This window comes from Croceibacterium selenioxidans (genome assembly GCF_018599195.1).
Taxonomy (GTDB): Bacteria; Pseudomonadota; Alphaproteobacteria; order Sphingomonadales; family Sphingomonadaceae; genus Croceibacterium_A; species Croceibacterium_A selenioxidans.
This window is the reverse complement of record NZ_JAHFVK010000003.1, coordinates 1-25,920: the sequence shown is the minus strand read 5'-3', so window position 1 is coordinate 25,920 and position 25,920 is coordinate 1. Positions and strand designations below refer to the sequence as shown.

Annotated in this window: 24 protein-coding genes and 1 tRNA gene; 13 read left to right on the top strand and 12 right to left on the bottom strand. The window is 63.2% G+C overall.

Features of this window, described 5'->3' with window-relative positions; translation table 11 throughout:
- The first annotated feature begins 255 nt into the window (after positions 1 to 255).
- Positions 256 to 474, top strand: a complete 219-nt coding sequence (locus KK137_RS15825) for a hypothetical protein (RefSeq protein ID WP_214537633.1) — start codon at positions 256 to 258, stop codon at positions 472 to 474.
- 82 nt (positions 475 to 556) lie between these two features.
- Here the strand turns inward: KK137_RS15825 and opgC are convergent, their stop codons facing one another.
- Together opgC and KK137_RS15815 are read right to left on the bottom strand one after the other, a co-directional pair.
- Positions 557 to 1,669 carry an OpgC domain-containing protein gene (gene opgC / locus KK137_RS15820; RefSeq protein ID WP_214537632.1) on the bottom strand — a complete coding sequence of 371 codons (1,113 nt, stop codon included), beginning with the start codon at positions 1,667 to 1,669 and terminating at the stop codon, positions 557 to 559.
- Positions 1,670 to 1,803: 134 nt separating this feature from the next.
- On the bottom strand, positions 1,804 to 2,868 hold the full coding sequence (locus KK137_RS15815; RefSeq protein ID WP_214537629.1) for a hypothetical protein: 1,065 nt from the start codon (positions 2,866 to 2,868) through the stop codon (positions 1,804 to 1,806).
- A 194-nt stretch (positions 2,869 to 3,062) separates the two neighbouring features.
- On the opposite strand from KK137_RS15815, the gene KK137_RS15810 reads away from it, so the two are divergent.
- Positions 3,063 to 3,899 carry an SDR family oxidoreductase gene (locus tag KK137_RS15810; protein ID WP_214537628.1) on the top strand — a complete coding sequence of 279 codons (837 nt, stop codon included), beginning with the start codon at positions 3,063 to 3,065 and terminating at the stop codon, positions 3,897 to 3,899.
- A gap of 3 nt (positions 3,900 to 3,902) precedes the next feature.
- On the opposite strand, the gene KK137_RS15805 is transcribed toward KK137_RS15810, so the two are convergent.
- Positions 3,903 to 5,210: a cystathionine gamma-synthase family protein gene (locus tag KK137_RS15805; RefSeq protein ID WP_214537627.1), complete on the bottom strand. Its 1,308-nt coding sequence runs from the start codon at positions 5,208 to 5,210 to the stop codon at positions 3,903 to 3,905.
- A 37-nt stretch (positions 5,211 to 5,247) separates the two neighbouring features.
- Complete coding sequence (locus KK137_RS15800) at positions 5,248 to 6,657, bottom strand: SLC13 family permease (protein WP_214537625.1); 1,410 nt, start codon at positions 6,655 to 6,657, stop codon at positions 5,248 to 5,250.
- A gap of 78 nt (positions 6,658 to 6,735) precedes the next feature.
- Here KK137_RS15800 and KK137_RS15795 point away from each other — a divergent pair, with 78 nt between their 5' ends.
- Positions 6,736 to 7,131, top strand: coding sequence for a VOC family protein (locus KK137_RS15795; protein ID WP_214537624.1), 396 nt, complete (start codon positions 6,736 to 6,738; stop codon positions 7,129 to 7,131).
- A gap of 136 nt (positions 7,132 to 7,267) precedes the next feature.
- Here the strand turns inward: KK137_RS15795 and infC are convergent, their stop codons facing one another.
- Both infC and pdeM read right to left on the bottom strand, forming a co-directional pair.
- The gene (gene infC / locus KK137_RS15790; RefSeq protein ID WP_214537622.1) at positions 7,268 to 7,789 is read right to left on the bottom strand and encodes a translation initiation factor IF-3; all 522 of its coding nucleotides are present in this window, start codon (positions 7,787 to 7,789) and stop codon (positions 7,268 to 7,270) included.
- Positions 7,790 to 7,906: 117 nt separating this feature from the next.
- A complete protein-coding gene (pdeM, locus tag KK137_RS15785) occupies positions 7,907 to 8,599 on the bottom strand; it encodes a ligase-associated DNA damage response endonuclease PdeM (protein ID WP_214537620.1) in 693 nt (230 codons plus the stop codon).
- A gap of 126 nt (positions 8,600 to 8,725) precedes the next feature.
- Between pdeM and hemF the strand changes: the two genes are divergently transcribed.
- The 3 genes from hemF (at position 8,726) to KK137_RS15770 (ending at position 12,007) form a co-directional block, all read left to right on the top strand.
- Positions 8,726 to 9,580 (top strand): oxygen-dependent coproporphyrinogen oxidase, encoded by an 855-nt coding sequence (gene hemF / locus KK137_RS15780; RefSeq protein ID WP_214537618.1) that lies wholly within the window; start codon positions 8,726 to 8,728, stop codon positions 9,578 to 9,580.
- A 4-nt stretch (positions 9,581 to 9,584) separates the two neighbouring features.
- Positions 9,585 to 10,013: a GlcG/HbpS family heme-binding protein gene (locus tag KK137_RS15775; RefSeq protein ID WP_214537616.1), complete on the top strand. Its 429-nt coding sequence runs from the start codon at positions 9,585 to 9,587 to the stop codon at positions 10,011 to 10,013.
- A gap of 104 nt (positions 10,014 to 10,117) precedes the next feature.
- Positions 10,118 to 12,007 (top strand): M1 family metallopeptidase, encoded by a 1,890-nt coding sequence (locus tag KK137_RS15770; protein WP_214537612.1) that lies wholly within the window; start codon positions 10,118 to 10,120, stop codon positions 12,005 to 12,007.
- A 117-nt stretch (positions 12,008 to 12,124) separates the two neighbouring features.
- On the opposite strand, the gene KK137_RS15765 is transcribed toward KK137_RS15770, so the two are convergent.
- From KK137_RS15765 to KK137_RS15755, 3 genes are read right to left on the bottom strand one after another with little or no spacing between them, the layout of a single operon-like run.
- The gene (locus KK137_RS15765) at positions 12,125 to 13,261 is read right to left on the bottom strand and encodes an aminotransferase (protein WP_214537610.1); all 1,137 of its coding nucleotides are present in this window, start codon (positions 13,259 to 13,261) and stop codon (positions 12,125 to 12,127) included.
- Positions 13,258 to 13,785 (bottom strand): hypothetical protein, encoded by a 528-nt coding sequence (locus tag KK137_RS15760; RefSeq protein ID WP_214537609.1) that lies wholly within the window; start codon positions 13,783 to 13,785, stop codon positions 13,258 to 13,260. Before KK137_RS15760 ends, KK137_RS15765 begins: the two co-directional genes overlap by 4 nt.
- Entirely contained in the window at positions 13,769 to 14,032 is a 264-nt protein-coding gene (locus KK137_RS15755; protein ID WP_214537607.1) for a helix-turn-helix transcriptional regulator, read from the bottom strand. Before KK137_RS15755 ends, KK137_RS15760 begins: the two co-directional genes overlap by 17 nt.
- A 111-nt stretch (positions 14,033 to 14,143) precedes the next feature.
- Between KK137_RS15755 and KK137_RS15750 the strand changes: the two genes are divergently transcribed.
- Positions 14,144 to 16,225: a RelA/SpoT family protein gene (locus KK137_RS15750; RefSeq protein WP_214537605.1), complete on the top strand. Its 2,082-nt coding sequence runs from the start codon at positions 14,144 to 14,146 to the stop codon at positions 16,223 to 16,225.
- A 35-nt stretch (positions 16,226 to 16,260) separates the two neighbouring features.
- Here the strand turns inward: KK137_RS15750 and KK137_RS15745 are convergent, their stop codons facing one another.
- From KK137_RS15745 to KK137_RS15735, 3 genes are read right to left on the bottom strand one after another with little or no spacing between them, the layout of a single operon-like run.
- Positions 16,261 to 16,587 (bottom strand): DUF1905 domain-containing protein, encoded by a 327-nt coding sequence (locus KK137_RS15745; RefSeq protein ID WP_214537603.1) that lies wholly within the window; start codon positions 16,585 to 16,587, stop codon positions 16,261 to 16,263.
- Positions 16,584 to 17,567 carry a peptidylprolyl isomerase gene (locus KK137_RS15740; RefSeq protein WP_214537602.1) on the bottom strand — a complete coding sequence of 328 codons (984 nt, stop codon included), beginning with the start codon at positions 17,565 to 17,567 and terminating at the stop codon, positions 16,584 to 16,586. Before KK137_RS15740 ends, KK137_RS15745 begins: the two co-directional genes overlap by 4 nt.
- 15 nt (positions 17,568 to 17,582) lie before the next feature.
- The gene (locus tag KK137_RS15735; protein WP_214537601.1) at positions 17,583 to 17,987 is read right to left on the bottom strand and encodes a metallopeptidase family protein; all 405 of its coding nucleotides are present in this window, start codon (positions 17,985 to 17,987) and stop codon (positions 17,583 to 17,585) included.
- A gap of 95 nt (positions 17,988 to 18,082) precedes the next feature.
- On the opposite strand from KK137_RS15735, the gene KK137_RS15730 reads away from it, so the two are divergent.
- The 6 genes from KK137_RS15730 to KK137_RS15705 form a co-directional block, all read left to right on the top strand.
- Positions 18,083 to 18,173 (top strand) — tRNA-Ser (locus KK137_RS15730).
- A 498-nt stretch (positions 18,174 to 18,671) separates the two neighbouring features.
- Entirely contained in the window at positions 18,672 to 18,851 is a 180-nt protein-coding gene (locus KK137_RS15725; protein ID WP_214537600.1) for a hypothetical protein, read from the top strand.
- 68 nt (positions 18,852 to 18,919) lie between these two features.
- Positions 18,920 to 23,449: an RHS repeat-associated core domain-containing protein gene (locus KK137_RS15720; protein WP_338028114.1), complete on the top strand. Its 4,530-nt coding sequence runs from the start codon at positions 18,920 to 18,922 to the stop codon at positions 23,447 to 23,449.
- 43 nt (positions 23,450 to 23,492) lie between these two features.
- Positions 23,493 to 23,756: a hypothetical protein gene (locus KK137_RS15715; protein WP_214537599.1), complete on the top strand. Its 264-nt coding sequence runs from the start codon at positions 23,493 to 23,495 to the stop codon at positions 23,754 to 23,756.
- Positions 23,728 to 25,191 (top strand): RHS repeat-associated core domain-containing protein, encoded by a 1,464-nt coding sequence (locus KK137_RS15710; RefSeq protein WP_214537598.1) that lies wholly within the window; start codon positions 23,728 to 23,730, stop codon positions 25,189 to 25,191. The genes KK137_RS15715 and KK137_RS15710 overlap by 29 nt, the downstream gene beginning before the upstream one ends.
- 530 nt (positions 25,192 to 25,721) lie before the next feature.
- A partial coding sequence (locus tag KK137_RS15705) for a hypothetical protein (RefSeq protein WP_214537597.1) occupies positions 25,722 to 25,920 on the top strand: 199 nt, incomplete at its 3' end.

Below are 25,920 nucleotides of genomic sequence, written 5' to 3'. Positions count from 1 at the left end.
CGAAGCGACCATGCCCTGATCGCGGCCTTGTAGGAAAGTGTTTTCGGCCAATTTCAAGCTGTTGCGATCACGCCGGCGATACATTCGCTCGGGCTCAGTTCCCTGGGCGAGAGAGGACCGCCCCATGATGGCCTGGATGACTTGGGAACTCTTTCTCGCTGACCTCGGGTTTGTCCCAATAGTCAACGGGCTGGCACGACGGCAGAAGGGCGGCGGTCGCACAAGCGTCCGACTCCATTGGTCAGGAACATAGCCATGATCCGTCAAGCTATCATTTCCTCCGCCCTGGCGTTGTCGCTGGTGGCTGGCACTACCGCACAGGCCGCCGTCCCCGCCCGCGCTCCCGCCCCGGTCAGCACCCAAAGCGAAGAGGTGGCTGGGGTTTCCACGATCTGGATCGTCGGTGGTGCCCTGGTTGCCATTGTGCTCCTCATCCTCATCCTGGACGATGACGACAATCCGACCAGCCCCTGACACCGGCGCTATCCCAATCGCTTAAGGGGCCGCTGAATGCGTCTCGGCCATGGCCTTAAGTTAACACCTGAGCTGCCGTGCCTTATGGGCGGCCCACACCCTCGCTCGCGGTGCCTTCCTGGGGACGTGAAGCGGCCGGTGCGCCGCCGCGGCGCCATCGCTCGGCTATCAGCGCGGTAAGTGTGATCGCCAGCACCAGCACCACCGCCAGTCCGACGTACGCGAAGTAGCCGCCTCCAAGGCCAAGCCACAGCCCCGCGGCCAGATAAGTCAGGGGTATGCTGGCGGTGAAGCAATAGAGGGTCTGCCGGCCATTCAGAGCGAACCAATCGAGCAACGGCTTGAGTGACGCGGGAGCGTTGGCGATAAGCGCGGCCAGCGTGGCGACCACCACCGTCGCGTGGATGAGGCGAAGGGGCTCCAGGTTCTCCTTGCCGGTCATCGGCACCGACAGGAACCCGCGCAAGTCGAGCCGATGCAAAACCGCGAACAGGAGCAGGAGACAAACCAGCGCAGCGGTGGTCCATAACCTTCCCGCCAGATAATCGAACGCGGTGCGATGGAAGCCGGCCTTGCCCAGCCACATCCCGATGAAGAACAGGAGCTGCCAGGCAAAGGGATTGAAGTTCCATTGCCGGTCTCCACTCGGCGAGCCGCCCGGCAAGTTGAACTCCGGGACCACCTGCACGAAGAGATAAATGGCCACGGAGGTCGCAACGAACAGCGCCGGCCACCGATCGAGCAAGCGGGCGGCAAACGGGACTACGAGCATGAATACGACATAGAGCATCAGGACGCCCAGCAAGTACGGGTGCTGGAGAAAGACCAGGAACCGCAGGACCTCGGTCAACGGATGCGCTAAGGTGAAGCTGACATCCGTCGCTGCCGCGACCGCCGACCCGGCAAGCCACGCCGCCAAGACAGCCGCCACGAAGGCCAGGATGTTGAAGCCGTAGATCGTCGCGCCGCGCTTCAGGACCACCGCGTTGCGATTGGGCCGGCGCATGTAGACCAGGCCAACCATCCAGCCGGACATCAGGAAGAATATCTCGGCCGCGGACGAAAATCCGAAATTGGTCAGCGTCGGTATGGCAAAGCCTTCCAGGCCTAACTCGGAGAGCAGGGCCTGGAAATGATTGAGAACGATCGTCACCATCGCGTAGCCGCGGAGTATGTCTAGCCGCTCATCACGCATGCCGACCGCCTGGCAAAGGCTTGCTCGACCGTCATCTACGCCTCCTCGCCGGCTCTAACCGTCTCGGAGGTCGATCGGTTCCTTGCGGCGGCAGATAGCGCCCCATACCGGAACGGCGGGATTTCCTGCGATCCCTACCTCTGGACCGTATCCCGCACCCACTCCGCCGGGTCCGACGGATTCTCAAGCTTGCCGACAAACCGCGGCGAGGTGGTCTTGATGTAGTTGGGGACGACGGTGTTTCCCTCGTGGCAGGCGTATTCGAACAGCTTGTAGGTCTCGTCGCGCGTCCACGGGAAGCGCAAGGTAAAGGGGGCGGTCAGGACTACCGGGTCTTCGACCCTCGCCTCGTAGAGGATGGTGTTGGGGCCGACAGGCGTCAGGCGTTCGGTGACCTTCTGTTCCGGACTGGTCGGGATCGGCTTGTTGCCCGGGCCGACGATGTTCATCGGGGTGTCACCAGTGAGATTGGTGGTCTCGATCACCAACGTCTCACCCTCCCAATGGCCGCGCGATTCACCGAGGTAGTTGCGCATCGTCGCGGGCAGGCCCGGGCGACCGTCGAGCGGGATGATGCGCGTCTCGTGCACGATCTCCAGCCGCAGCACGACGTAGCCCGGCGACTGGAAGATCTGGATGCCGTTGTTGTACGGGAACGGCGTCATCGAGGACGGAAGGCCGCGGCTGATGCAGCGGTCGAGCGAGTTGAAGTCGCCGATCCGGTCGAACTGCTGGACGTTCCAGCTGCTGCGCATTTCACTCGACAGCTTCTCGCCCTGCGCGGTCAACGGGGGGATGCGACCGTTAGCGGGCTCCATGATCAGCGATGTCTGCTTGAGCGGGCGACCCCATTCGAACCAGTGGCCCGAACCGATGGTGCCAGCCTCATCCTCTCGGTCGTAGTTCTGCGCGGTGTTCTCCGCCTGGGCTATGGCGGCCTGGTATTCCTCGTCGGTCAGGTAAGCCTTGTCACCGAGGTTCGCTGGCCGCTCGGTCGGGGTGCGGCCCACGGCATCAAGCGGCCAGGTACCGCGCAAGTCGGGATCGCCCCATTCGGTGCGCGGGGCGGTCCAGCCCGCGGGAGCCTCTGGAGCGCCCGACGCCGCCGCCAGTTCGACAGGACTCTGGGCGAAAACTGAAAACGAACCCGCCGCCATCACGCAGGCAGCGGCGCCGATTGCGACACGCGAAAGCTTCATCGTCCTCTCCCCCGAATTAGCTGCGGGGGATTGAACCACGTTGCGATCCAGGTCGCAATCTCCCTCTCCCGTTGGGAGGGTCAGGGTGATCGCGGCGGCCGACCCTCACCTTCCCATCGCGGCGCGACGGGCGCCTTCCGTTCCCAAGTGGTGAGGAGTGTTGCGCCATCCGACCGGCCCGCTAAGCTGTGCCGATGGGTGGGAATGTCGCAGGCAAATCGATCGTCATCACCGGAGCTGGCAGCGGTTTCGGTCGGCTGGTAGCTAAGAAGGCCGCGGCCCTGGGTGCGCGCGTGACGTGCGCGGACATCAACCTCGAGGCGATCGAGGCCGTTGTCGCGGAGATCGTGGCCGCCGGCGGCACGGCGCAGGCGGTCCGTACCGACGTCACCATCATGGCCGAGATGCGCGCGCTCGCCCAGTCAGCGGTACGAGCCTACGACGCTATAGATGTGATGCTCAACAATGCCGGTATCATGCCGCTGGCGTTCTTCGCCGACCATGAGGCCGCGCTCGAAGCCTGGGATCGATGCATCAACATCAACTTCAAGGGCGTGATGCACGGCATCATCGCGGTGTTCGACCAGATGATGGCGCAAGGCCGCGGGCACGTGATCAACATGTCTTCGATCTACGGTAATCATCCGGTCGTCGGCGCGGCGGTCTATGGCGCGACGAAGAGCGCGGTGAACTTCCTCTCCGAATCGCTGCGCGTCGAAGGGCGCGGCAGGATCAAGGTCACAGTCGTCCGTCCGACCGGCGTTCCGGTGACCGGTCTCAACGCAACCATCGTCAACCAGGCGGCCGGCATCGGCATCCTGGCGCACAACATGGGCGAGTTCACCGACATGGTCATGGGCCTGCAGGACGGGACCTTCCCGGCCGAGCGGCTCGACCAGGACAACATCGATTACGCTTCGCTGGCACCCGAGCATATCGCCGACGCCATCATCCAAGCGATCGACCAGCCTTGGGGAGTCTCGATTGCCGAGGTGACCGTGCGGGCGGCGGGGGACTATTTCATCCTTTAGCCGTCAGACTGCCGCCAACGCCTGATCGAAATCGGCAATAAGGTCGTCCGCATCCTCGATGCCGATCGATACCCTGACCAGGTTGTCGGTGATCCCCAGCATCGCCTTGCGTTCAGAAGGTACGGACAAGTGGGTCATCGCCGCCGGATGGCTGGCGAGAGTCTCGGTCCCGCCCAGGCTCACCGCCAGCTTGGCGACCTTGAGGTTGTCGAGGAAACGGAAGGATTCCGCTTCGCCTCCCTTGATGAACAGCGAAAAGGTGCTGCCGGGGCCAGTGCAGTGGCGGTCGTAGATGTCCTTCTGCCGCGGATCCTTCAGTAATCCCAGGAACCCGACGCCCTCCACCTTGGGATGGTCCTTGAGGAAGTCGCACACGCGGATGGCGTTCTCAGTCGCACGCTGCATGCGGATCTCGAGAGTTTCCAGACTGCGCAGGAGCATCCACGCGGTGTTGGGATCGCAGATTCCGCCCATGGTATTCCTGAGGCCACGCACCGGCTCCATCCAGCGCTTGGCACCCGAAATGCCGCCCGCCACCAGGTCCGAATGGCCGCCCGCGTACTTGGTCAGCGAATAAGCTACGATATCCGCCCCGTGTTGTAGGGGACTTTGCCAGAGGGGGCCGAGGAAGGTGTTGTCGATGGCGATCGGCGTCACTTCGGGATCGAGCGCGGCATCGCGTGCGCCGTGCACCGCTTCGATGTCGACCAGGGCATTGGTCGGGTTTCCGGGGCTTTCGAGATAAATCATCGCCACCTTGCCGCCCGAAGCCGTCGCCTGCGCCTTGGCCTTGGCCAGCACCGCGTCGAGTTCGTCGCGCGTCGCCCCCGCGGGGAAATCGACGTAGCTTACGCCATACCGGCCCAGCACCTTGGCCACGAACCCTTCGCTCGCGGCATAGAGCGGCCCGGAATGGACAATGACGTCCCCAGCCTCGCAATAGGCCATCATCAGCGTGCAGATCGCGGTCATGCCGCTCGAGAAGACCAAAGCGTCCTCGGCACCGTCCCAGACGCCCAGGCGATCTTCGAGTATTTCCTGATTTGGGCCGTTGAATCGGGAATAGACCAGACCCGTCGCGCCGCCGGCGCGTTGGCCCGTAATGCCTTCGAAGTGCCGCTTCCCCGCCTCCGCACTCTCAAATACGAACGTGCTGGTGAGAAATATCGGCGGCTTGAGCGATCCTTCGGACAGCACGGGATCGTAGCCATATCCCATCATCAAGGTGGAAGGCTTGAGCTTGCGCCCCTTCAGCGTCCTGACCTCGGGCTTGGGCTTGCGTCGTGGTGTGCGGTCGATTGGTTCAGGCATGGTTTCTCCGATGACGACCTCGATAGCGGGCTACCAGCTAGAACAACGCGGCCACTGCCCAAACCGCTCCGACCAGCAAAAATATCCCGGCGACGTCGAGCGCGAACCCGGCGCCAACCATGCGCGGGAGCGCGATCCGGCGGGTCGACCAGGCGATGGCATTGGGACCGGTGCCAGCAGGAAGCATGAAGCCCCAGCTCGCCGCCATCGCTGCCGGAAGGGCGAGCAGCAGGGGATCGGCTCCAAGCGCAACGGTCAGGCTCGCGACCACAGGCATGATTCCGCTGGCGGTGGCGACATTGCTCGCGAACTCGGTGATCAGGATGACCAGACCAACGACCGCCAGCGCCACGACCCACAACGGCAGGGCGGACAACGGCAACAGCGACTGACCGAGCCAGTTGGCGAGCCCCGAGGCGGTCATTCCGGCGGCAAGGGCCAGCCCGCCGCCGAACATCATGATCACGTCCCACGGCGCGCGGTTGGCCTCGGGCCAGGTAAGCATCGGGCGCCCCGTCCCATCCGGGGCGATGAACAGCAGCAGGCCGACGAACACGGCGATCGTGCCATCGGTCAGCGCCCCCTTGGGCAGCAACGGCTCGGTCAGCGGTTGGGTCACCCACAACAGGAAGGCGAGCGCGAACAGCGGGACCAGGCGCTTTTCTGGCACGGTCCATTCGCGCTGCGTGGCGATGGCGGCGTGGGCGGCGCCGACGTCGAAGCTGTCGTGCCCGACCTTCTGCACCCGGGAGATGATCAGCGCGGCGAGCGGAATTCCCAGCAGCACGATCGGCATGCCGTAGATCATCCACTGCACGAAGCTGATGCGGACACCGATGGTCTCTTCGAGCAGGCCGACGGCGATGGCGTTGGTGGGCGAACCTATGATCGTGCCAAGGCCACCGATCGAGGCGGCAAAGGCGATCCCCATCGGCAGGGCGCCGGAGAGGCCGTCTTGCCGGTCGGCCGAGACTCCGCCCGCGCCCAGCACTGCCAACGCCATCGGCATCATGATCAGCGCGGTCGAGGTGTTGGAGATCGTCGTCGAGAGCAGTCCCGTCGCGATCATGAAGGCAAACAGCAACTGGTTCGGCCCGCCGTGCTTGCCCATCGCGTTGAGGATGCCGACGGCGAGGCGGCAATGCAGGTTGGTCCGCTCGATGGCGAGCGCGAGAAATGCGCCGCCCAGGATCAGGAACATGGTCGGCGAGTAATAACTGCTCGCCGCGTCGTTGGCGGTCATCACTCCGCCCAGCGGCAGAACTACGAAGGGCAGCAAGGCCGTGGCCGTCAGAGGGACGGCTTCGGTCATCCACCAGGCGGCCATCCATGCAACAAGGCCGGCGGTGAGCCAGGCAGCAGGGGGCATTCCAGCAGGAGCGGGGATCGCGAGGGTGAGCAGGAAAGCGCCGAGACCGATGATGAAGCCGATACGCTTTGCCGACATGCGGCAGTCCCCCCTTTACCCTCTTCCGGCGCGATCCTAGGCTCTCGTCTCCTCCCGGCAAGGACAAAGGAACAGGCGATGGACAACGGCAAGGTTCTCGGAATCGGCGGATTGTTCCTGCGGGCCGAGGATCCACAGGCGCTCGCGGCCTGGTATCGCGACCAACTGGGCTTTCCCGTGACGCCGGCGGGGGAGGCCACTCCCGACGGGGATTGGTTCTGGAAGGCGGAGGGGGGAGAGACCGTCTATTCGATCTTCCCGCGATCCAGCGACTACTTCGCGGCTGACCGGCAGGTGATGGTGAACCTGAAGGTCGCGGGGATCGACGCGCTGATCGCGCGGCTTCAGGCGGCAGGGATCGAAGTGATCACCAAGCCGGAGTGGGACCATCCGGACGTGGGCCGCTTCGCCCGCATCCACGATCCCGAAGGCAACCCGATCGAATTGTGGGAACCCCCGGCCGCCAGCGGCTAAACGTTGCGCACCGTGGTTCGACAAGCTCACCACGAACGGCTTTGGAGGATCTAGTCTTCTGACAGAACCCGGCCTCCGTTCGTCCTGAGCTTGTCGAAGGACGCAAGCGCGACAGACGAACGGAGCATAAGGGGCCTTACTTGGGCGCCAGCACCATGAGCATCTGGCGGCCTTCGAGGCGCGGATAAGCCTCGATCTTGGCGATTTCCGCCACATCGTCCTGGACGCGCTTGAGCAGGTTCATGCCCAGCTCCTGGTGCGCCATTTCGCGGCCGCGGAAGCGCAAGGTCATCTTCACCTTGTCGCCTTCTTCGATGAACTTGACCACGCTGCGCATCTTCACGTCGTAGTCGTGATCGTCGATGTTAGGACGCATCTTGATCTCTTTGATCTGCTGCGTCTTCTGCGTCTTGCGGGCAGCGTTGGCTTTCTTCTGCGCTTCGTAGCGGAATTTGCCAACGTCCAGGAACTTGCACACCGGCGGGTCGGCATTGGGCGAAACCTCAACGAGGTTCAGGCCAACGTCGTTCGCCTGCTCGATCGCCTCGCGAGTGTACATGACGCCAAGATTTTCGCCGTTCTCGTCGATCACGCGGACTTTGTCCGATTGGATCATATCGTCGAAGCGAGGGCCGGATTTAACCGGGGGCGCGAGCATGCGCCGGGGTGGACGGGGTATGGGGCAATCTCCTGAATCGGTTTAGCGAAGGCGGCTACTTAGTGGCTTAAGGCGAAACGCGCTAGGGGTTGGATTCCTCCCCGGCACGCGGATGATTCAGGCGGCCGCTCGCCACAACGGAAACTGGACGAGCTTTCCTCCCGCCGGAAGCACCGCGTCGATCTGCGTCGCGGGCTGAAGCGCGGAGAGGATTGCTGGATCGGCGGCATCCATTCCGCCCGTGAGCGCACCGAATGCGGGCAGGATCATCCGCCCACCGCCCTTCCCATCCCGGCTCAAGACGGCGCAAGGGCGGCGGATGTGACGATCGCGCACGGTCAGCCGAAGGCGCGGGTGGTAGTGTCCCGAGAACTCGGGCCGGGTCTCCCCTGCCCGCGCCTGGTGACGCAGCACCATTCCAGCAATCTCCAGCTCGGCTGCCAAAGTGCCGCCTGCGCGCGCTTCCATGGCCGCGTCATGGTTGCCGGTGATCCAGACCCAGTCGGTCGCGCGCGTCAGGGCCGCGAGCATTCCGGCCGCGTGGGGTTCGAGCCGCTCGGTCCCTGCCGAGTCGTGGAAGTTATCGCCCAGCGTGAACACCCGACGAGCGCCGGTCTCGCCAATGGCCAAGGCCAGCCGTTCCAGGGTCTCCCGGCTGTCGTAGGGCGGGAGCATCTGGCCATGCCGCGCGTAAAAGCTGGCCTTTTCGAGGTGCAGGTCGGCGACCAGCAACGCCTGTTCGCGCGGCCAGTAGAGCGCGCGACCGGTGGTCAGGAGGAATTCCTCGCCAGCGAACGAAAGGGGAACCATTTGCTTCCCTTGCCCCCGACCGGCGGCTTTGGCAAGGGAACCGGGCCGCTTGAGGCTCGTCAATGCGGCGAGTTGCGAGGCCGGGCAGATGCGGGCGATACCCCATCTCCTGCAAGTGAGGACTTGATGATCGACTGGACCCCCCACACCGCCCGCGCCAAGGATTGGTTCGAAAGCCTGCGTGACCGCATTTGCGCCGAATTCGAAGCGATCGAGCGCGAAGCCGGCTCGGACGCCGGGTTCGAGTACATCGGCTGGGATCGCCAGGAAGCCGGCAACGAGAATCCCGGTGGCGGCGTGCGCGGGGTGATGAAGGGCAAGGTGTTCGAGAAGGTCGGAGTCAACGTCTCGACTGTCTCGGGGCAGTTCTCGCCCGAATTCGCGCGGACAATTCACGGTGCTGACGAGAATCCCGGTTTCACGGCGACGGGCATCAGCCTCGTCGCCCACATGACTAATCCGCACGTGCCCGCGGTGCATATGAACACTCGGTTCCTCACCACCGGCAAGGCGTGGTTTGGCGGCGGGGCAGACCTCAATCCGCCAATTCCCTACGAGGAAGACACCGAGGAATTTCACGCTCGCTTCCGCGCCGCGTGCGCCGCGCACAATCCCACTTACTACGAGCGGTTCAAGAAGTGGGCCGACGAGTACTTTTTCATCCCTCACCGCAACGTGGCGCGCGGGGTGGGCGGAATCTTCTACGACCACCTCGAGTGCGCCGACGATCCCGAATGGGACCGCAACTTCGCCTTCACCAAGGATGTGGGCGAGGCGTTCCTCGACGTATTTCCCCGGATCGTGCGCAAGCGCATGGGACAGGAGTGGACACCGGCGGAAAAGGAAGCCCAGCTCGAGTGGCGCGGGCGTTATGTCGAATTCAATCTGGTCTATGACCGTGGCACCTTGTTCGGCCTCAAGACCGGCGGCAATATCGACGCGATCCTGATGAGCCTGCCGCCCGAGGTTAAGTGGAGTTGAAGCCATGCATCGCCTGAACCTCGCCCAAGCCAACACCCTGATCGAAGCCGCCCTGGCCAAGGGCGCCGAGCTTGGCCTCAAGCCGCTCACCGTCACCATCCATGATCCGGGCGGCTACCTGATCGCCTGCCAGCGCCAGGACGGCGCTTCGAACATGCGGGTCAAGCTGGCGGGCGGCAAGGCGGCGGGCGCACTGGCGCTGGGCGTATCGAGCCGCACCATTGGCGACATGGCGGTCGACCGTCCCCACTTCATCGCCGCGGTCGACACGATGAGCGAAGGCGGAATGGTCCCGGCGGCCGGTGGAGTGATCATCTGCGATGGAAGCGGCACGGTGGTCGGCGCGATCGGCGTTACCGGTGACACGAGCGACAATGACGAAGCCTGCGCGCTCGCAGCGATCGAAGCGGCAGGTTTGCGCGCCAAGAACTGAGCTTTGCGCGACTCCGGCGGGCAATGAGCCCGCCCGTGGTGACAACTCTCGTTCAGCTCCCTATCGTTACACGCGAAACTTCCTGCCCCTCTCCGGAGATTCGAATGCGTTTCGCTGCCCCGCTTGCCTTGCTCCTGGCGTCCGTTGCCGCCGTCCCCGCGCAGGCGCAGTCCGCTGAGTTGGTTTCTCCGGTGCTCTTGAGCGATGACGCGCGCGATCCGTGGAGCTTTGCCCAGCCCGAAGTGGCGCGAGTGACCCATGTTGCGCTCGATCTCGCGCTCGATTTCGAAGCCAAGAGCGTGGGCGGCACCGCCACGCTCGACATCGCCGCCCGGCCTGATGCGGACACGGTCGTTCTGGACAGCGAGGGGCTGCAGATCGCCCGGATTACCGACGACGCGGGACGGGCGCTGCCCTTCACTGTCGGTCAAGAGGTCGAAGGCAAGGGCGCGCCGGTCACCGTCAGCATCGGCAAGGCCCGTCGCATCGTGGTCACGTACGCTGCCGCGCCCGAAGCCGAGGCGCTGCAATGGCTCACACCAGAGCAAACCGCTGGCGGCAAGTTTCCCTATCTGCTGAGCCAAGGCCAGGCGATCCTCAACCGCAGCTGGGTCCCAACCCAGGACAGCCCCGGCATTCGCCAGACCTGGGAAGCGCGCATCGTCGCGCCCAAGCCGCTGACCGTGGTCATGTCCGGCCTCAAGGTCGGCGAGCCCGAGGATCTTGGCGGCACCCGTGCCTTCCGCTTCTCGATGGACAAGCCGGTCGCGCCTTACCTGATCGCCATAGCCGCGGGCGACATCGCCTTCCGCGAGCTTGGCCCCCGTACCGGCGTGTGGACCGAACCTTCGATGCTCGACGCCGCTGCGGCCGAACTAGCTGACACCGAAAAAATGGTCGAAGCCGCAGAGGCGCTTTACGGCCCCTATCGCTGGGGCCGCTACGACATGATCGTCCTGCCGCCGAGCTTTCCCTATGGCGGCATGGAAAACCCGGTGATGACCTTCCTCACGCCGACGTTCATCGCCGGCGACCGCAGCCTGACGGGCCTCGTTGCGCACGAACTGGCGCATTCCTGGTCGGGCAACCTCGTCACCAATGCCAACTGGTCGGACTCGTGGCTCAATGAGGGCGTGACCAGCTACTTCGAGAACCGCATCGTCGAGGCTCTCTACGGTTCGCGCCGGGCAAGCCAGGAAGCTGCGCTGAGCTTTGCCGAAATCGAGACGGTGCTGGCGGAAAAGGGTGCGGATTCGCCCGTTACGGCGCTGCATCTGCCAAAGGGCACCGACGGCCCGGACGACAGCGAGTCCGGCATCGTTTACGACAAGGGCGCGGTATTCTTGCGCACCGTCGAAAAAGCCGTCGGCCGCGAACGGTTCGACGCCTGGTTGCGCCAGTGGTTCGACAGCCACGCCTTCCAACCCGCGACTTCGGCGATGATCGTCGCCGACATGCGCGAGCATCTGATCGCGGGGGATGCCCAACTCGAAGAGCAGCTCATGCTCGACCAGTGGGTCTATGCACCGGGCCTGCCCTCGAATGTCGCGCGCCCGGCAGCTTCGGCCTTCGCTGAAGTTGACGGTGCGGCCGCGCATTATCCCTCTTCCCATTTCATCGATCCGGAAGCCTGGGCGGGCTGGACCACCGCCGAGCGCCAACGCCTGCTCGCCAAGCTGCCGCGCAAGCTCAGCCATGATGAGCTTGACCGGCTCGACCGTGACCTCGGCCTTTCGCACTCGGGCAACAGCGAAGTCCTGTTCGCCTGGCTCGAGCTGGCGCTGGCCAATCGCTACGACCCGGCCGTTCCCGTGGCGGAAAAGTTTCTCTCGCAGGTCGGCCGCCGGAAGTTCGTCCTGCCGCTGTTCGAGGCGCTGTGGGGTCAAGGCGAGTGGGGCCAGCCGATCGCCAAGCGTATCTATGCCGAAACGCGGGCGGGTTATCACTCGGTGACGCAGGGGTCCGTCGACAAGTTGGTCACCTCGGGCGGGTGATCCTGAGCGCGGTGCTTGAGGGGTTCGACCAGCTCACCACGAACGGACTTTCGGGGTTACTGGATTCCTCCCGACTTCCGTTCGTCCTGAGCCTGTCGAAGGACGCCGGCGCGACGTTCAGCCCTGCCTGAACCGCGCCAACCGCGCGATCGCCTCGTCGAGCGTCGCATCGTCCTTGGCGAAGCATAGCCGTAGGTAGCCTCGCTCCGGATCGTCGCGGTAAAACACCGACGGCGGGATCGACGCCACACCGACCTCGCGGATCAGGCGCTCGGCAACGGCTTCGTCGTCGGGCGGCAGGCCCGACGCGGCGAGGTCGACTGTAACGAACCAGGTCCCCTGGGACGGCAGCAAGGCATAGCCCGCCGCGGTCAGCCCATTCACCAGCCGGTCCCGCCCCGCCTCGTAGCGCGCGCGATGATCCGCATGCCATTCGGTCGGCAAGCCCAGCCCCTCGGCCACGGCCCATTGCAGCGGCGTAGGCGTGGTGAACGTCAGGTACTGATGCTGCCGTGCGATCGCTTCGGCCAGGGGCGGCGCGGCGATAGCCCAGCCGACCTTCCAGCCCGTGAGCGAGAATATCTTGCCCGCCGATCCGACCTTCACGGCCCGCTCTCGCAACGATGAGAGGGCGAGCGGGGACATGTGCTTCGCACCGCCGTAGATCATCCCTTCCCACACCTCATCGCATAGCAAGATGAGGTCATGACGTTCGCAAAGCTCCCCCAGGGCTTCCAACGTGGCGTCATCCACCAGCGTGCCGGTCGGATTGTTCGGCGTGTTGAGAATGACCAGCCGAGTCCTGGGACCGATCGCAGCCTCGAACCGGTCGAGCGGCAAGGACCATCTCGGCGGAACAAGACTGACCGTGCGAGCCACCCCGCCCGCGCGCTCCACCAGGGGCAGATAGGCGTCGTAAAACGGCTGGAATAGGATCGCCTCGTCACCTGGCCGTAGGAAGGCGAAGATGGCCGCAGCAAGGGCCTCGGTCGCGCCAGAGGTGACGATGACCTCTTCCGGCTCGATCTGCAGTCCCTGCTCCCGGGCGTAGTAGCGCGCAACGGCATCGCGCAGGTCGGCGAGCCCGCGCATGGGTGGGTACTGGTTCGACTTTTCGACCAGAGCCCGTTGCGCGGCCTCGAGCAGCTCTGGCGGCTCGGGCAAGTCGGGGAAGCCCTGCCCCAGATTGATAGCGCCAAGCTCCCGCGCGAGGGCGGACATGCGGTCGAAGATCGTGGTCGTTGGCGGGCTCATTCGTCCTCGTCATTCGGATCGTCTGAAGGCAGCCGGGCACTGGCCGCCAGGATCGCGACATTGATTTCGACCGTAGCAAGCAACAGCGCCAGCGCGAACCAGTCAGTCACTCTGGACGGCGCCCAGAAGTGGCCGAGGCCCAATTTTGAAGCAACCACACCGAGTCCGATGAACACGCATCCGAGCACTACGAGGCCCGCCGCAACCAGAAGGCCGATGAAATGGCCGGACTTCACAAGCGCCGCTTCGCGTTCGTCGAACCCGCGGCCAACCTTCTTCAACGGGCTGAATGGCAAGAGCGCCATGGTCCCCAGGAAGGCAAACATGACTACGAAGTATCCGTAGATCTCGCTGACGGCGATCTGCGCCCATAAACCGCCGAAAGCGACGGCCAGCAAGATCAGGGGCACGATCCGGAAGCGGACCGGATATCGGTTGGCCAGCCGGCGCGAGAGCTGCGGCATCCCGGTTGCCTCTGCCAGCTTGTCGAGCTTCTCGGCGATCGGATCACCCTTGTAAGGCATTATCACTCTCCTGGCCGAGCAGCGTCGCCGCCACGCTCGGGAATGGGGTAAAGGAAAACAGCAGCTCGACCGGCACCTTGAACACCTGGGAGACACGCAGGGCGAGCTCAAGGCTGGGGTTGTAGTCCCCGCGCTCCAGGAACCCGATCGTCTGCGGATTGACGCCGACTTTTTCGGCGAGCGCCTTGCGCGTCATTCCGACTTCGGCGCGGAACACAGCGATGCGATTGTATATTCGTGCGCTCATGCGCGCATATAAGCCTATCCGTTATGTAAACGCAACAGATATGCCTGTCCTGACGCACCAGCGGAAAAAGCCCCCTTGCCCCCCGCCGCGCTGCAACGCACATCAGGTGTAATGCTGCGACAGTACGAACTTGTGGAGCGGGTCAAAGCTTATGACCCCGACGCCGATGAGGCGTTGCTCAACCGCGCCTATGTCTACACCGTGCAGAAGCACGGCTCCCAGAAACGCGCGAGCGGTGACCCCTACTTCAGCCATCCGGTCGAGGTGGCCGGCCTGATGACCGACCTCAAGCTCGACCAGGAGACGATCGTCACCGCGCTGCTTCACGACACGGTTGAAGACACGCTGGCGACAATCGAGGACATCGAGAAGAACTTCGGCCCCGACGTCGCCAAGCTGGTCGACGGAGTCACCAAGCTCTCCAAGATCGAACAGTTGGCCGAGAACGAGCGCGTGGCCGAAAACCTGCGCAAGTTTTTCCTCGCGATGAGCGAGGACATCCGCGTGCTCCTGGTCAAGCTCGGCGACCGGCTACACAACATGCGCACGCTGCACTTCATCAAGAGCCCGGAGAAGCGCAAGCGCATCGCCCGCGAGACGATGGATATCTACGCCCCGCTTGCCGAGCGTGTGGGCATGTACGAATACATGCGCGAGATGCAGCTGCTCGCGTTCGAGCAACTCGAACCCGAAGCCTACGCCACGATCACCGGGCGGCTCGAACAGATCCGCAGTTCCGAAGGTGGGCAGGTCGATGCGATCGCGCTCAAGATCAAGCAGGCCCTGGCCGCAGCGGGCATGAAGGTCGAGGTCTGGGGCCGCGAGAAGCACCCCTATTCGATCTGGAAGAAGATGGCCGAACGGCACGTCAGCTTCGAACAGATCACCGACATCATGGCCTTCCGCGTCCTCGCAGAGTCGGTCGGCGATTGCTACAGCGCACTCGGGGTGTTGCACCAGGCGTGGCAGTTCGTGCCCGGCCGGTTCAAGGACTATATCTCGACCCCCAAGACCAACGGCTACCGCTCGCTCCACACCTCATTGATCTTCGAGAACTCGATGCGCGTCGAGGTGCAAATCCGCACTCGTGAGATGCATCGCCTGAACGAGTTTGGCCTCGCCGCTCACTGGGCCTACAAGCAGGGAGACAAGCCCGATGGCCAGGTCGGCTGGCTGCGCGACCTGATCGAGATCGTCGATTCCAGCCACGACGCCGAAGAGCTGCTCGAACACACCAGGCTGGCGATCTACCAGGACCGCATCTTCGCCTTTACCCCGAAAGGCGCGTTGTTCCAGCTTCCAAAGGGCGCGACGCCGGTCGACTTCGCCTTTGCCGTTCACACCGACCTGGGCGCGCATACCGTGGGCGCCAAGATCAACGGCCGCCACATGCCCCTGCGCACGCCGCTCAACAACGGCGACGTCGTTGAGATCATCAAGGGCGCCAACGCGGAGCCTCAGCTCTCATGGCTGGCCTTCGTGGTGACGGGCAAGGCGCGCGCTTCGATCCGCCGCTCGGTGCGGGCGAAGGAACGGGCGGAAGTCGTCACGATCGGACGCGAGTTGTTCAACCAGATCGCCGAGCGTCTGCCCGCCAAGGTCGGCAAGAAGGCGATCGCCTCGGCCGCGGAGCGCCTCGACCTCGAAGACGAGGAAGACCTGATGTACGCCATCGGCGCTGCCAAGGTGGACGATCGCGAGGTGATGGAAGCGCTCGTTCCCGGAAGCACCGTCGACCTTCCGGATGAGCCGACGCAGGCGCGAGCAATATCAATCAAGGGCCTGACCCCCGGCATGGGCTTCACGCTCGCCGAATGCTGCCACCCTGTTCCGGGGGACCGGATCGTCGGCCTCAGGCGCAAGGGCGAAGGGGTGGAAGTCCACGCGATCGACTGCATGGAGCTGGCCAACGGCGTCGATGCCGACTGGATCGACCTGTCGTGGGGAGAGCGTTCACAGGGCGCGGTCGGACGGCTGCGTGTGGTGCTCTACCACCGGCTGGGCACCCTGGCGGAGATGGCCGGCATCTTCGCCAAGAACCGCGCGAACGTGATCACTCTGGAGCAAACAGAGCTCGACGATCCCTTCCACACCTACGAGGTGGACATGGAAGTGCAGGACCTCGCCCATCTCACGCGCATCGTCAGCGCACTCCGGGCGAGCGACGCCGTGGCGGAGGCAGAGCGCATCTAGAATGGCTCCTGACGGGCGAGACTCTGGGGGAGTATCTAGTGGAGCTCCAGCTCGACCTCGACCAAGTGACCTTCCTCGATCCCTTCGGCCCGGCGGACCGCTACCTTCACGGCCATGAACCAACTCTCGCGGCCCTTCTGCGGGAAGACCGACGTGTCCCACGTGCTATCGCCGATGGTTGCCGTCACTTTGACCGATCCGAAGCCGCGACGCTTGCCGAGCTCCAGCCGTCGCACGAGCTCATGTCCGGCGACTTGTTCGGCGGCTTCGGCGGGCAGTATCACAAAACCGACCGAACTGTTCTCCGCCTCGTTGGTCCATATCTGCAACGGGGCAGCAAAGCGGACCAGGGCGGGGTTCATCGAGACGCCGCTCGCCGCATTGGCACCGGCACGTTGCATACGTCCACGCCGCCCGCGGGGACCTTGTAGAACTCGTCGCTCCGGTTGGCGCGCACCTTCATCAGTTGGGCAAAGCTCGCACTGTCGCTGGCGAGGAATTCGAAATGCGGCCGGTCTGCTTCGGGCATGTCGTTGCCGAGCCGAACAGAGACGATCGGCACCTTGAGCGCGGGATCGTCATAGACCCCCGCCTCACCCTTTCCGCGCGGCAGGGTGGAGAGATGCTCAATCCCTTCGATCACCCGGCCGACCACGGCGATGTTTCGATCGAGTGCACGCGGTGCGTGGCCGATCACCGCGTAGAGCTCCGCTCCCGTCCCGGTGTCAGGCGACAGATCGCGCGCCACGCCCACGGTGCCGTAACAGTGCGTCGGCCAGATTCGGTTGCCCTCTGGAGTGAGCATGAAGGCCACTGGCCAACCGCCTGAGAAGCCGGTCTGGCCCTGCATGACGTAGGGGTCGATCGCCTCGATCGCGGCGAACGCCGGCGCGCACCGCTCGTCGAGGACTTTCCCGTCGTACTTATAGACCTCGCAGGTCATGGGCGCGGTGTATTCGCTTTCGGGGATGACCTTCAGGCCTTCGGGCAGCGGCTTGGCATCGGGCTTATCGTCCTCGCCGTCGCCCCACTGAGACACCCAGTTGTCGACCACCCGATAGACCGTGGTTCCGTCCCACCAGTGTTGGCCCGCCAATGTCCGGATGTTCCCCACCCATCCTTCGCTAAACGGAGCGGGAACGAGTTGGATCACGACCTGCCTGGGCTTCCCGCTGCTGTCGGGTGCGAGGGTCATCACCAGCAAGTTCGCCGGGTCGATCGCCCGCCAGTCGCTCACCGGCGCACCGGCGACGATGGACGTTGGAGTGGCTTGCGGCGCACTCTCCTGCGCGGATGCGGCCGTGGCCAGGAGCGCAAGGGCCAAGGTAGACAGTAGCTTCATGTCCCCACCGTGCCGCTAACTCGCTGCATCCTCAAGCGCATGCATGGTTTCGTCGCTGAGGCCGAAATGATGCCCGACCTCGTGGATCAGCACATGGGCCACGAGATGCTCGAGCGTCTCGTTTCCTCGGGCGATCCATTCGTCGAGAATCGCCGCCCTGAACAGGCGGATTCGGTCAGGCATGCGGCCCGAATGGTCGATGCTCTTCTCGTGCAGAGGCGTGCCTTCGTAGACGCCGCTGAGTTCGTACGGATCCGTGATTCCGAACTCGGCCAGCAATACTTCGTCGGCATATTCCTCTACCTGAAGCAGGACATCCTGGAGGTGGACGGCAAATTCCGCCGGCAGCCGCTCCATCGCCGCACGAGCGAGCGTTTCGATTTCGTCAGCGGACGGTGCCAGACCGATCGTGCGGGTCATTCGAACGGGATAGGGGCCACAAACGAACGCGACAAGTCACATGGCTTGTAATGCCGCGCCCCTCTCGCTAGGTGCGCCGCTCCCGTCAGGCATGCGGAGCGGTGGCCGAGTGGTCGAAGGCGCACGCCTGGAAAGTGTGTATACGGCAAAACCGTATCGAGGGTTCGAATCCCTCCCGCTCCGCCAGCCAGTCCCAGCACCAGGTACTGTCAGACCAACGTGACAGTGCGAAGCTGCTAGCGGCGAAAAAATGAGCCGCAAATCCAGAGCCCGCTCGGCCGCCTTGGCCGAGTGGCAGAATCTCGCTGCGTGAAGTTCGCGGCCTTCAAAGACCCGACTATGCAAAGTGGAGACCGGTTCGCGTTAGTCTGACAGCACCCTCCGGCAGGCATTAGGTCGATGAGTTGCGGACATTGCGTATAGATAGACCTCCCGCGAGATGAAAAGCTCCTAATATTACAGTTCTTTACATCCATTAGGTGACATACCGAACCTGCGCGCGCGTTCGTATTCGGTAAACACACAAGGGAGAAGTCAGTGAGCAGGCGGTCGGTCGCGTGCTTGCGTCGGAGGAGACCATCAATGCGGTTCAGAATTTTTCCTGGACTAACTAAATTTCGGATTGCGGCAATCGGCGCCCTGGCCTCCTTTTGCGTTCCTGTATCCGCGCAGGCCAGTGGCTTGATGCTTTTCGGGCCGCAGATCAGCCAGTCGAGCTTGAAGCTCCTGAGTTCGGGCAGCCGTTGCGTAACTTTCAAGTACGATGTGAACGGAAATCGCATCGCGCAAACGGTGGGCACGATCGCGTCCGGTCCGGTGCAGTGGGGGTCGGGGAAGCTTGGCTGCTTCGTCTGGAATAAGTGATCGACCAATCCTTGGGGTCTTGGGGACTGATTGGATTGTGGGGGCAGGTGGTATCCTTTGGTAATCGCGTGAATCGCGCTGTTAAGTGGCTTTCGTGCGCACTTCAGTACGGCGCTATTGCACTTTCACTTCTGAGTTTTGCCATCTCGGGCGCTGCACGAGCGCAGTCGGCAGACGGCGGAGGCAGTTGGAGCGGCGGGTACGCAACAGCTTACGAAGCCTGCGAGGCTCAATGGCAGCGCTACATGGGCGGCGGTGCCAGTCGGTTCATCGGGGCCCGACCTCACGAAGACAACTGGACGATCGCAACCTGCAAATGGACCAGCTTCCAATACCTTTGCCCTCAGGAAAAGCCTGGATCTGGCATCGGCGGCTGCGGCACTGTCTTGCCCTCGAACGTCTACTTTTCGTGCGCCAGCGGATATACGCCGACTGTCGACGGGCATTGCCGAGCAGATCCGCCGGTCGAACAGCCCTGTATTTGTGACGCGGATGGCCGGACCAATCCCACGGTCGGAAATCCAATCGTCCTTTCCACCGGTGCAAAATTCTTAACGGCCCGAGACTATGAAACCGCGGATGGTGATTTCCGCATCGGCCGCCATTATCGCAGTTTCCAGGTAGGCCGCCCGATTGACGGCAGGGCGCTTCCCAGATCTTTGCCGCGCGGCCTGACAGGCGGTTGGAATTTTGATTTCAGTTATGAACTGCAGTTGGGGGCGTTCTCAGGATCTCCGTCCTCGCCCAAAGCCAAGGTCGCCGTCCTAGCTCCGGACGGGACAGGCTTCGGCTTCGTCCTTCAGGCCGATGGCCGGTGGATACCAGATCCCGCGTTTGGCGCAGCCAACGCGTCGAATTCCTTGAAGCTCGAACTGGTCGGAGATCTGCCGGCGAACCTTTCGGACATAGCGAAAGCGTCGAGTACGTGGAAACTTACCGACCATGACGACAACGCCTGGACACTGCAAACCCGGATTGGTCCGAATGGCGGCAGCTACAACAGGGCCTGGCCCACGGCCAAGGTCGCCCGCGACGGCTACAGTTGGACCTTTGCCTATAATGCCGACAGCAGCCTCGGGTCCATCACCGACAGCTTCGGGCGTACAGCGACCTTCAGTTGGTATCAGTATTTCACCTCTTCGCTTGCGTCACCTCCGGCAGGATCACTGCCCTTCCCTCAAGCGGTCGCATCGATAGCGCTGCCCGATGGAACGTCCTTGCGCTACAGCTACGATCCGCCTCCGGCGACGAAGGCACCATCAAACTCTGTCATCAAACGACTGATCAAGGTCGAGCGCCTGAGTTCGGCGGGCGTTGCCCTGGACTCGGTCGAATACCTCTATGAAGACGCCCGCTTTCCCACGCACATCACCGGGATAATCGACAACCGCCAGGTTCGCACCCGCACTTACGCTTATGATGCACAGGGCCGCGCGACCTTAACGGCGACGGCCGGTGGTGCGGATTCCTACGAGGTCGAATACGGACAGAATGGAACTTCCCGAACTCGGCGCGTGACGAACGCGCTTGGGAAGGCGTCCGTCTATACTTACTCTTCCTTCACTGGCGCGGGGCCGGCCGATTACCGCCTTACTCAGGTAGCGGGCGAGGCGAGCCCAAGTACGCCTGCCAGCACCACATTGACGGCTTATGGCAGCAACACGTTTATCAGCAGCAGTACCGACGCGGAGGGACGGACCACATCGACGCTACGCGATGCGCGGGGCCGTCCGACCAGCATAGTCGAGGGAAAAGGTACCGTCGACGAGCGCACTGCGGCAATCACCTGGCACCCGACCTTGAACGTCCCTGTCAGCATTGTCAGGCCCGGACTTACCGAAGAGAATACCTATAATGCGAGTGGCCAACTCGAAACCGTCACGCTGACCGACACTACGAGCCACACGGCCCCCTATTCGACCAACGGTCAGGTCCGGAAGTGGACCTACGGCTGGAACGCCGTTGGCCGTCTGATGTCGATCAACGGGCCGCTTGCAGCCGATGCGCAGGGACGGGACGACATCACCAGCTACGCCTACGACACGCAGGGCAACCTTGTAACCGTTACCAACGCGCTCGGGCACGTTACGGCGTTCGGCGACCATGACGCTGCCGCCCGTCCCCGCACCATGACCGATCCCAACGGCGTCATCACAGCCTATTCCTATGACGAGCTCGGCCGAGCCACAGCGATCACGGTAAGGGATCCCGCCACCTCGGCACTGAACACAACCACTGCCATCGCGTACGACGCGGCCGGGCAGGTGACGCAACTGACGCTGCCTGCAACCGCGGCTCTGTTCATGGACTACGACCCCGCTGGCAGACTTACCAGCATGCGGACGGCGGATGGCGAACGGTGGGACTATGCCTATGACGCGATGGGCAACGTCAGCCATGAGACGGTAAAGCACGGCGACGGCTCGACATCCTTGAGCATAAGCAGGAACTTCGACGAACTCGGTCGGCTGATCCGCGAGACGACGGGCGTCGGACACACGGCGCAGTGGGGTTACGACAAGGTTGGCAACCCCGTGTCTTCGATTTCGCCCAACGGCCATGCGACAACGACGGCCTTCGATGCGCTCGATCGCGTGGTGAGCACGGTCGCCCCTGACAGCGGCACCACCGCCCTTACCTACGACGCGCGCGACAATCCGGTCAGCCATACCGACCCAATCTCGGTGACTACGCGGTTCGTCTACAACGGCTTCGGGGAAGTGATCCAGGAGGTGTCACCCGACCGGGGCACCAGCATCTACTGGTACGATGCGGCCGGCCGGCTCATCAAATCGAGCGACGGCCGGGGCCAGGTGATCGCCTATGCCCGCGACGCTCTCGGTCGGGTGACAACCAAGACGCCGCAAGGACGGCCCGCATCGGAGAAGATCCAGTATTACTGGGACACGGGCGGCCTGGTACCGACCTACGGCATCGGCCGTCTCGGCAAGGTGGTCGACGGATCCGGCCCCACGCTCTTCCGCTATGACCACCGCGGCAACCTGCTCCTCAAGCAACAGACGCTTGGCACGACCATCGCGTCGAAACTCGCCTACGTCTACGACCTTGCGGACCGGGTCACGCAGATCACGTACCCCTCGGGCCGGATCGTGCGGTATAGTTACGACGGCAAGGGGCGGGTGGCTTCGGTCACCACCAAGGAGACAGCAACGGTCGGCCCCTGGGTCACCGTATCGAACAGCTACAGCTACGAACCCTTCGGCGCGGTTGCGGAGATGAAGCTGGGCAACGGGCTGTCGGTTGCGAACGAGCGCGACCTTGCCGGCCTGCTCGCCTCGCGGCGGCTTTATCGCACGCTCGACGGCTCGGATCTTTCGAACTTGTCGTACGGCTACGATGCCGATGGCAACATCGCCTCGATAGACGACCACCTCAACCCGGCGAACTCGGGGCTTTACGGCTACGACGCGATGGGCCGGCTGACCCTGGCGGTGACGCCTGCCGGCGGCGGCGATCAGAGTTACGCCTACACCCCCGGCACCAACCGCCTGGCCTCAATGACCGACGCCGCGGGCACGCGATCCATCGGCTACGACGCGCGCGGCAACACTCTCACCGAGACCCGGCCCAGGGGAGTGAGTGTGACCACGGCCTATGACGGCTACGGTCGACTGATCGAATACAACCGCTCGAACGCCGGGGCGCAGAGCTATGTCTACAACGGCCTCGACGACCGGGTGGCGATGCTAAGCCCGACCGCCACCCGGCGCTTCATCTACGACGCCGACGGCCGCGGGCTCGGCGAGTACGGCGCCAGCGCCAGCGAAGTGCACGCCGAGTTCATCTGGGCCCTGCCCCAGGCGGCCAACGACAACACACCGTTCGGCGGCGACGACGGTGTCGGCGGCTACGCCCCGCTGGCGGTGGCAAGCCCCGACGCCTCGGGTGCGCTCGCGCTCACCTGGGTCCACGGCAACCACCTCGGGGTGCCACTGGTCACGACCAACGCCGCGGGCAACCCGGTGGCGCTGTCGGACGCCTACCTGCTCCCCGGGTTCCCGGGGCAGAGCCGCGTGCTCCCCGACCTCTACTACAACCGCTACCGGGACTACGACCCGGTCACCGGGCGCTACATCCAGGCCGATCCGATCGGGCTTGGGGGTGGGAGTAACCTCTACGCCTATGCCGGGAACAACCCGGTTAATCAGGTGGATCCGGATGGGCTGCAATTGAGGAGGCTTCTCCCTCTGCCCGGCGCCGTGCCTGTCGGGCCCGCTCCGCCGTACGGGCCTGGCGCAGACAGCAATCGCAACGGTGTCCCTGACGGCAAGGACATCACCCGGCGAATGCAACGGAATCTGGAGAGGCTTCGAGATTTCATTGAAGTTTGCTTCGACGACGATGACCCTTGTCAAATTCAAAAGGAAGCAGACGAACTTGAATGCAATCAATGGCATATTTTTGGAACGAGGGCGGGTTATACAAGAAGTCAAGGATATGCGATTTGCATGCGCACGGTAATAACGAGATTCGGCGAATGCCGAAGCCGAGGGATCAACCCAGCCAATATCACGACACCGCTATTTCTGCCCAATGGGCGCCGCAGTGGTCCGGACAAGAATAGGATTAAACCCTAGAATGAGCAGAAACTCGACGTTCATTGAGAGGAATGTATTCACGATGTGGGACGGCGTGCTCTTTGAGACACAAATCGTGATCGAGAAACCCTTTAAAATAGATGATAATAAATATTCTTGCAAAATAACATTTTCAAACGTTCCTAAATACAATGCATCATCAAAAGGGATAGACGAGTTTAATGCCATGGAGTGCGCTTTGGATTACGTTGGAGCAATATGTGAAAATAGTGACGACCCTGAATTTTTTATGAATGAAGGTGAAAGCATGAAGGGGTTTGATAGAACCGGCGGGGGGATTTTGTAATAACAATGGGCTGTCGGTTGCGAACGAGCGCGACCTTGCCGGCCTGCTCGCCTCGCGGCGGCTGTACCGCACGCTCGACGGCTCGGATCTTTCGAACTTGTCGTACGGCTACGATGCCGATGGCAACATCGCCTCGATCGACGACCACCTCAACCCGGCGAACTCGGGGCTTTACGGCTACGACGCGATGGGCCGGCTGACCCTGGCGGTGACGCCTGCCGGCGGCAGCGATCAGAACTATGCCTACACTCCCGGCACCAACCGCCTGGCCTCGATGACCGACGCCGCGGGCACGCGATCCATCGGCTACGACGCGCGCGGCAACACCCTCACCGAGACCCGGCCCGGGGGAGTGAGTGTGACCACGGCCTATGACGGCTACGGTCGACTGATCGAATACAACCGCTCGAACGCCGGGGCGCAGAGCTATGTCTACAACGGCCTCGACGACCGGGTGGCGATGCTAAGCCCGACGGCCACCCGGCGCTTCATCTACGACGCCGACGGCCGCGTGCTCGGCGAATACGGCGAAAGCGCATCAGAGGTGCACGCCGAGTTCATCTGGGCCCTGCCCCAGGCGGCCAACGACAACGGCCCGTTCGGCGGCGGCGACGGTGTCGGCGGCTACGCGCCGCTGGCGGTGGCAAGCCCCGACGCCTCGGGCGCGCTCGCGCTCACCTGGGTCCATGGCAACCACCTCGGGGTGCCACTGGTCACGACCAACGCCGCGGGCAACCCGGTGGCGCTGTCGGACGCCTACCTGCTCCCCGGGTTCCCCGGCCAGAGCCGGGCGTTCCCCGACCTCTACTACAACCGCTACCGGGACTACGACCCGGTCACCGGGCGCTACATCCAGGCCGATCCGATCGGGCTTGGGGGTGGGAGTAACCTCTACGCCTATGCCGGGAACAACCCGGTTAATCTGACCGACCCAACCGGTCAGTTCGTGCCTGCGATTATCGGCGGTGCCTTGATCGGAGCGGGCATCGAACTGGGCCTCCAAGGACTCTCGAACTGGTGGGGTGGACGCGATATCTTCGATCCAGATTGCTACGAATGGGGAGAAGTGGCGGCTGCCGGGGCGATGGGTGCGTTCGGAGGAAATTGGGTCAAAGGTTGGGTGCGCCTCACTCCAGGCTCGATGAAGTGGAACAATGTGTCGCGCCGGGTCCGTAGAGCGGAAGGGCTGGTCAAGAAGGATGTGGACTTGCACCATTGGCTCGTCCCGAAAAGAGCGGGCGATGGCGTTGGAGGGTTGCGCGATCGTATCATCAATCGGCCATGGAACCTCAATCCGCTGCCGCGAAATGTGCATCAGGACCTTCACGCTGGAGAGTTTCTGCCGGGTTTCCTTCGAGGGACCCCAAAACCCGTCCTTGGCGGTGCGGCGATCGGCGCAGGCAGCGCGATCGAGGAGGCAATCGATGGGAATTGAACTATTGTTGGAGGAACATGAGCCATCGGCGCCATACCTCTTTTTTCATCCAGAATTCATAACGAAAATTGAGGGGAATAGTTGGGAATTTACGCCCACCAGATGGCAACTGGATTTGGGATGGTGGAAAGGCCAAGACTGCTTTTCTGTCGACGTCGAATGCCGGAAATTTCCTTTCCTGGATTTGATCGATCTAGGCGCGTCGTGGACCCCCTGGAACATGGTAAGTCGTCGGCGGTATAGGCGAGTTCGAGTAAAGTACGTCTTCGGCGCGCCGATCCAGTTGACATTTGAACAAGCGCGCGAAGAATTTGTGGAGTTCTGCTGTCAACGTCGATGGTGGTCAGCAAGCTATGAAACCGAAAAGCAATTCCGCACCCGGAATGCCCAATACATCAACATAGAGGACCTGATGGAGCCCGTTAGTTGGAAAGGGCGATTCTTGCGTCAGCCAAAATAGATGGCAAGGTCGGCCCTGGGTCACCGTATCGAACAGCTACAGCTACGAACCCTTCGGCGCGGTTGCGGAGATGAAGCTGGGCAACGGGCTGTCGGTTGCGAACGAGCGCGACCTTGCCGGCCTGCTCGCCTCGCGGCGGCTTTACCGCACGCTCGACGGCTCGGATCTTTCGAACTTGTCGTACGGCTACGATGCCGATGGCAACATCGCCTCGATCGACGACCACCTCAACCCGGCGAACTCGGGGCTTTACGGCTACGACGCGATGG

Coding starts and splice junctions, on each gene's coding strand:
- KK137_RS15825 (WP_214537633.1), top strand. CDS start 256: ATGATCCGTCAAGCTATCATTTCCTCCGCCCTGGCGTTGTCGCTGGTG.
- opgC (WP_214537632.1), bottom strand. CDS start 1,669: ATGCGTGATGAGCGGCTAGACATACTCCGCGGCTACGCGATGGTGACG.
- KK137_RS15815 (WP_214537629.1), bottom strand. CDS start 2,868: ATGAAGCTTTCGCGTGTCGCAATCGGCGCCGCTGCCTGCGTGATGGCG.
- KK137_RS15810 (WP_214537628.1), top strand. CDS start 3,063: ATGGGTGGGAATGTCGCAGGCAAATCGATCGTCATCACCGGAGCTGGC.
- KK137_RS15805 (WP_214537627.1), bottom strand. CDS start 5,210: ATGCCTGAACCAATCGACCGCACACCACGACGCAAGCCCAAGCCCGAG.
- KK137_RS15800 (WP_214537625.1), bottom strand. CDS start 6,657: ATGTCGGCAAAGCGTATCGGCTTCATCATCGGTCTCGGCGCTTTCCTG.
- KK137_RS15795 (WP_214537624.1), top strand. CDS start 6,736: ATGGACAACGGCAAGGTTCTCGGAATCGGCGGATTGTTCCTGCGGGCC.
- infC (WP_214537622.1), bottom strand. CDS start 7,789: ATGCTCGCGCCCCCGGTTAAATCCGGCCCTCGCTTCGACGATATGATC.
- pdeM (WP_214537620.1), bottom strand. CDS start 8,599: ATGGTTCCCCTTTCGTTCGCTGGCGAGGAATTCCTCCTGACCACCGGT.
- hemF (WP_214537618.1), top strand. CDS start 8,726: ATGATCGACTGGACCCCCCACACCGCCCGCGCCAAGGATTGGTTCGAA.
- KK137_RS15775 (WP_214537616.1), top strand. CDS start 9,585: ATGCATCGCCTGAACCTCGCCCAAGCCAACACCCTGATCGAAGCCGCC.
- KK137_RS15770 (WP_214537612.1), top strand. CDS start 10,118: ATGCGTTTCGCTGCCCCGCTTGCCTTGCTCCTGGCGTCCGTTGCCGCC.
- KK137_RS15765 (WP_214537610.1), bottom strand. CDS start 13,261: ATGAGCCCGCCAACGACCACGATCTTCGACCGCATGTCCGCCCTCGCG.
- KK137_RS15760 (WP_214537609.1), bottom strand. CDS start 13,785: ATGCCTTACAAGGGTGATCCGATCGCCGAGAAGCTCGACAAGCTGGCA.
- KK137_RS15755 (WP_214537607.1), bottom strand. CDS start 14,032: ATGAGCGCACGAATATACAATCGCATCGCTGTGTTCCGCGCCGAAGTC.
- KK137_RS15750 (WP_214537605.1), top strand. CDS start 14,144: ATGCTGCGACAGTACGAACTTGTGGAGCGGGTCAAAGCTTATGACCCC.
- KK137_RS15745 (WP_214537603.1), bottom strand. CDS start 16,587: ATGAACCCCGCCCTGGTCCGCTTTGCTGCCCCGTTGCAGATATGGACC.
- KK137_RS15740 (WP_214537602.1), bottom strand. CDS start 17,567: ATGAAGCTACTGTCTACCTTGGCCCTTGCGCTCCTGGCCACGGCCGCA.
- KK137_RS15735 (WP_214537601.1), bottom strand. CDS start 17,987: ATGACCCGCACGATCGGTCTGGCACCGTCCGCTGACGAAATCGAAACG.
- KK137_RS15725 (WP_214537600.1), top strand. CDS start 18,672: ATGCTTTTCGGGCCGCAGATCAGCCAGTCGAGCTTGAAGCTCCTGAGT.
- KK137_RS15715 (WP_214537599.1), top strand. CDS start 23,493: ATGTGGGACGGCGTGCTCTTTGAGACACAAATCGTGATCGAGAAACCC.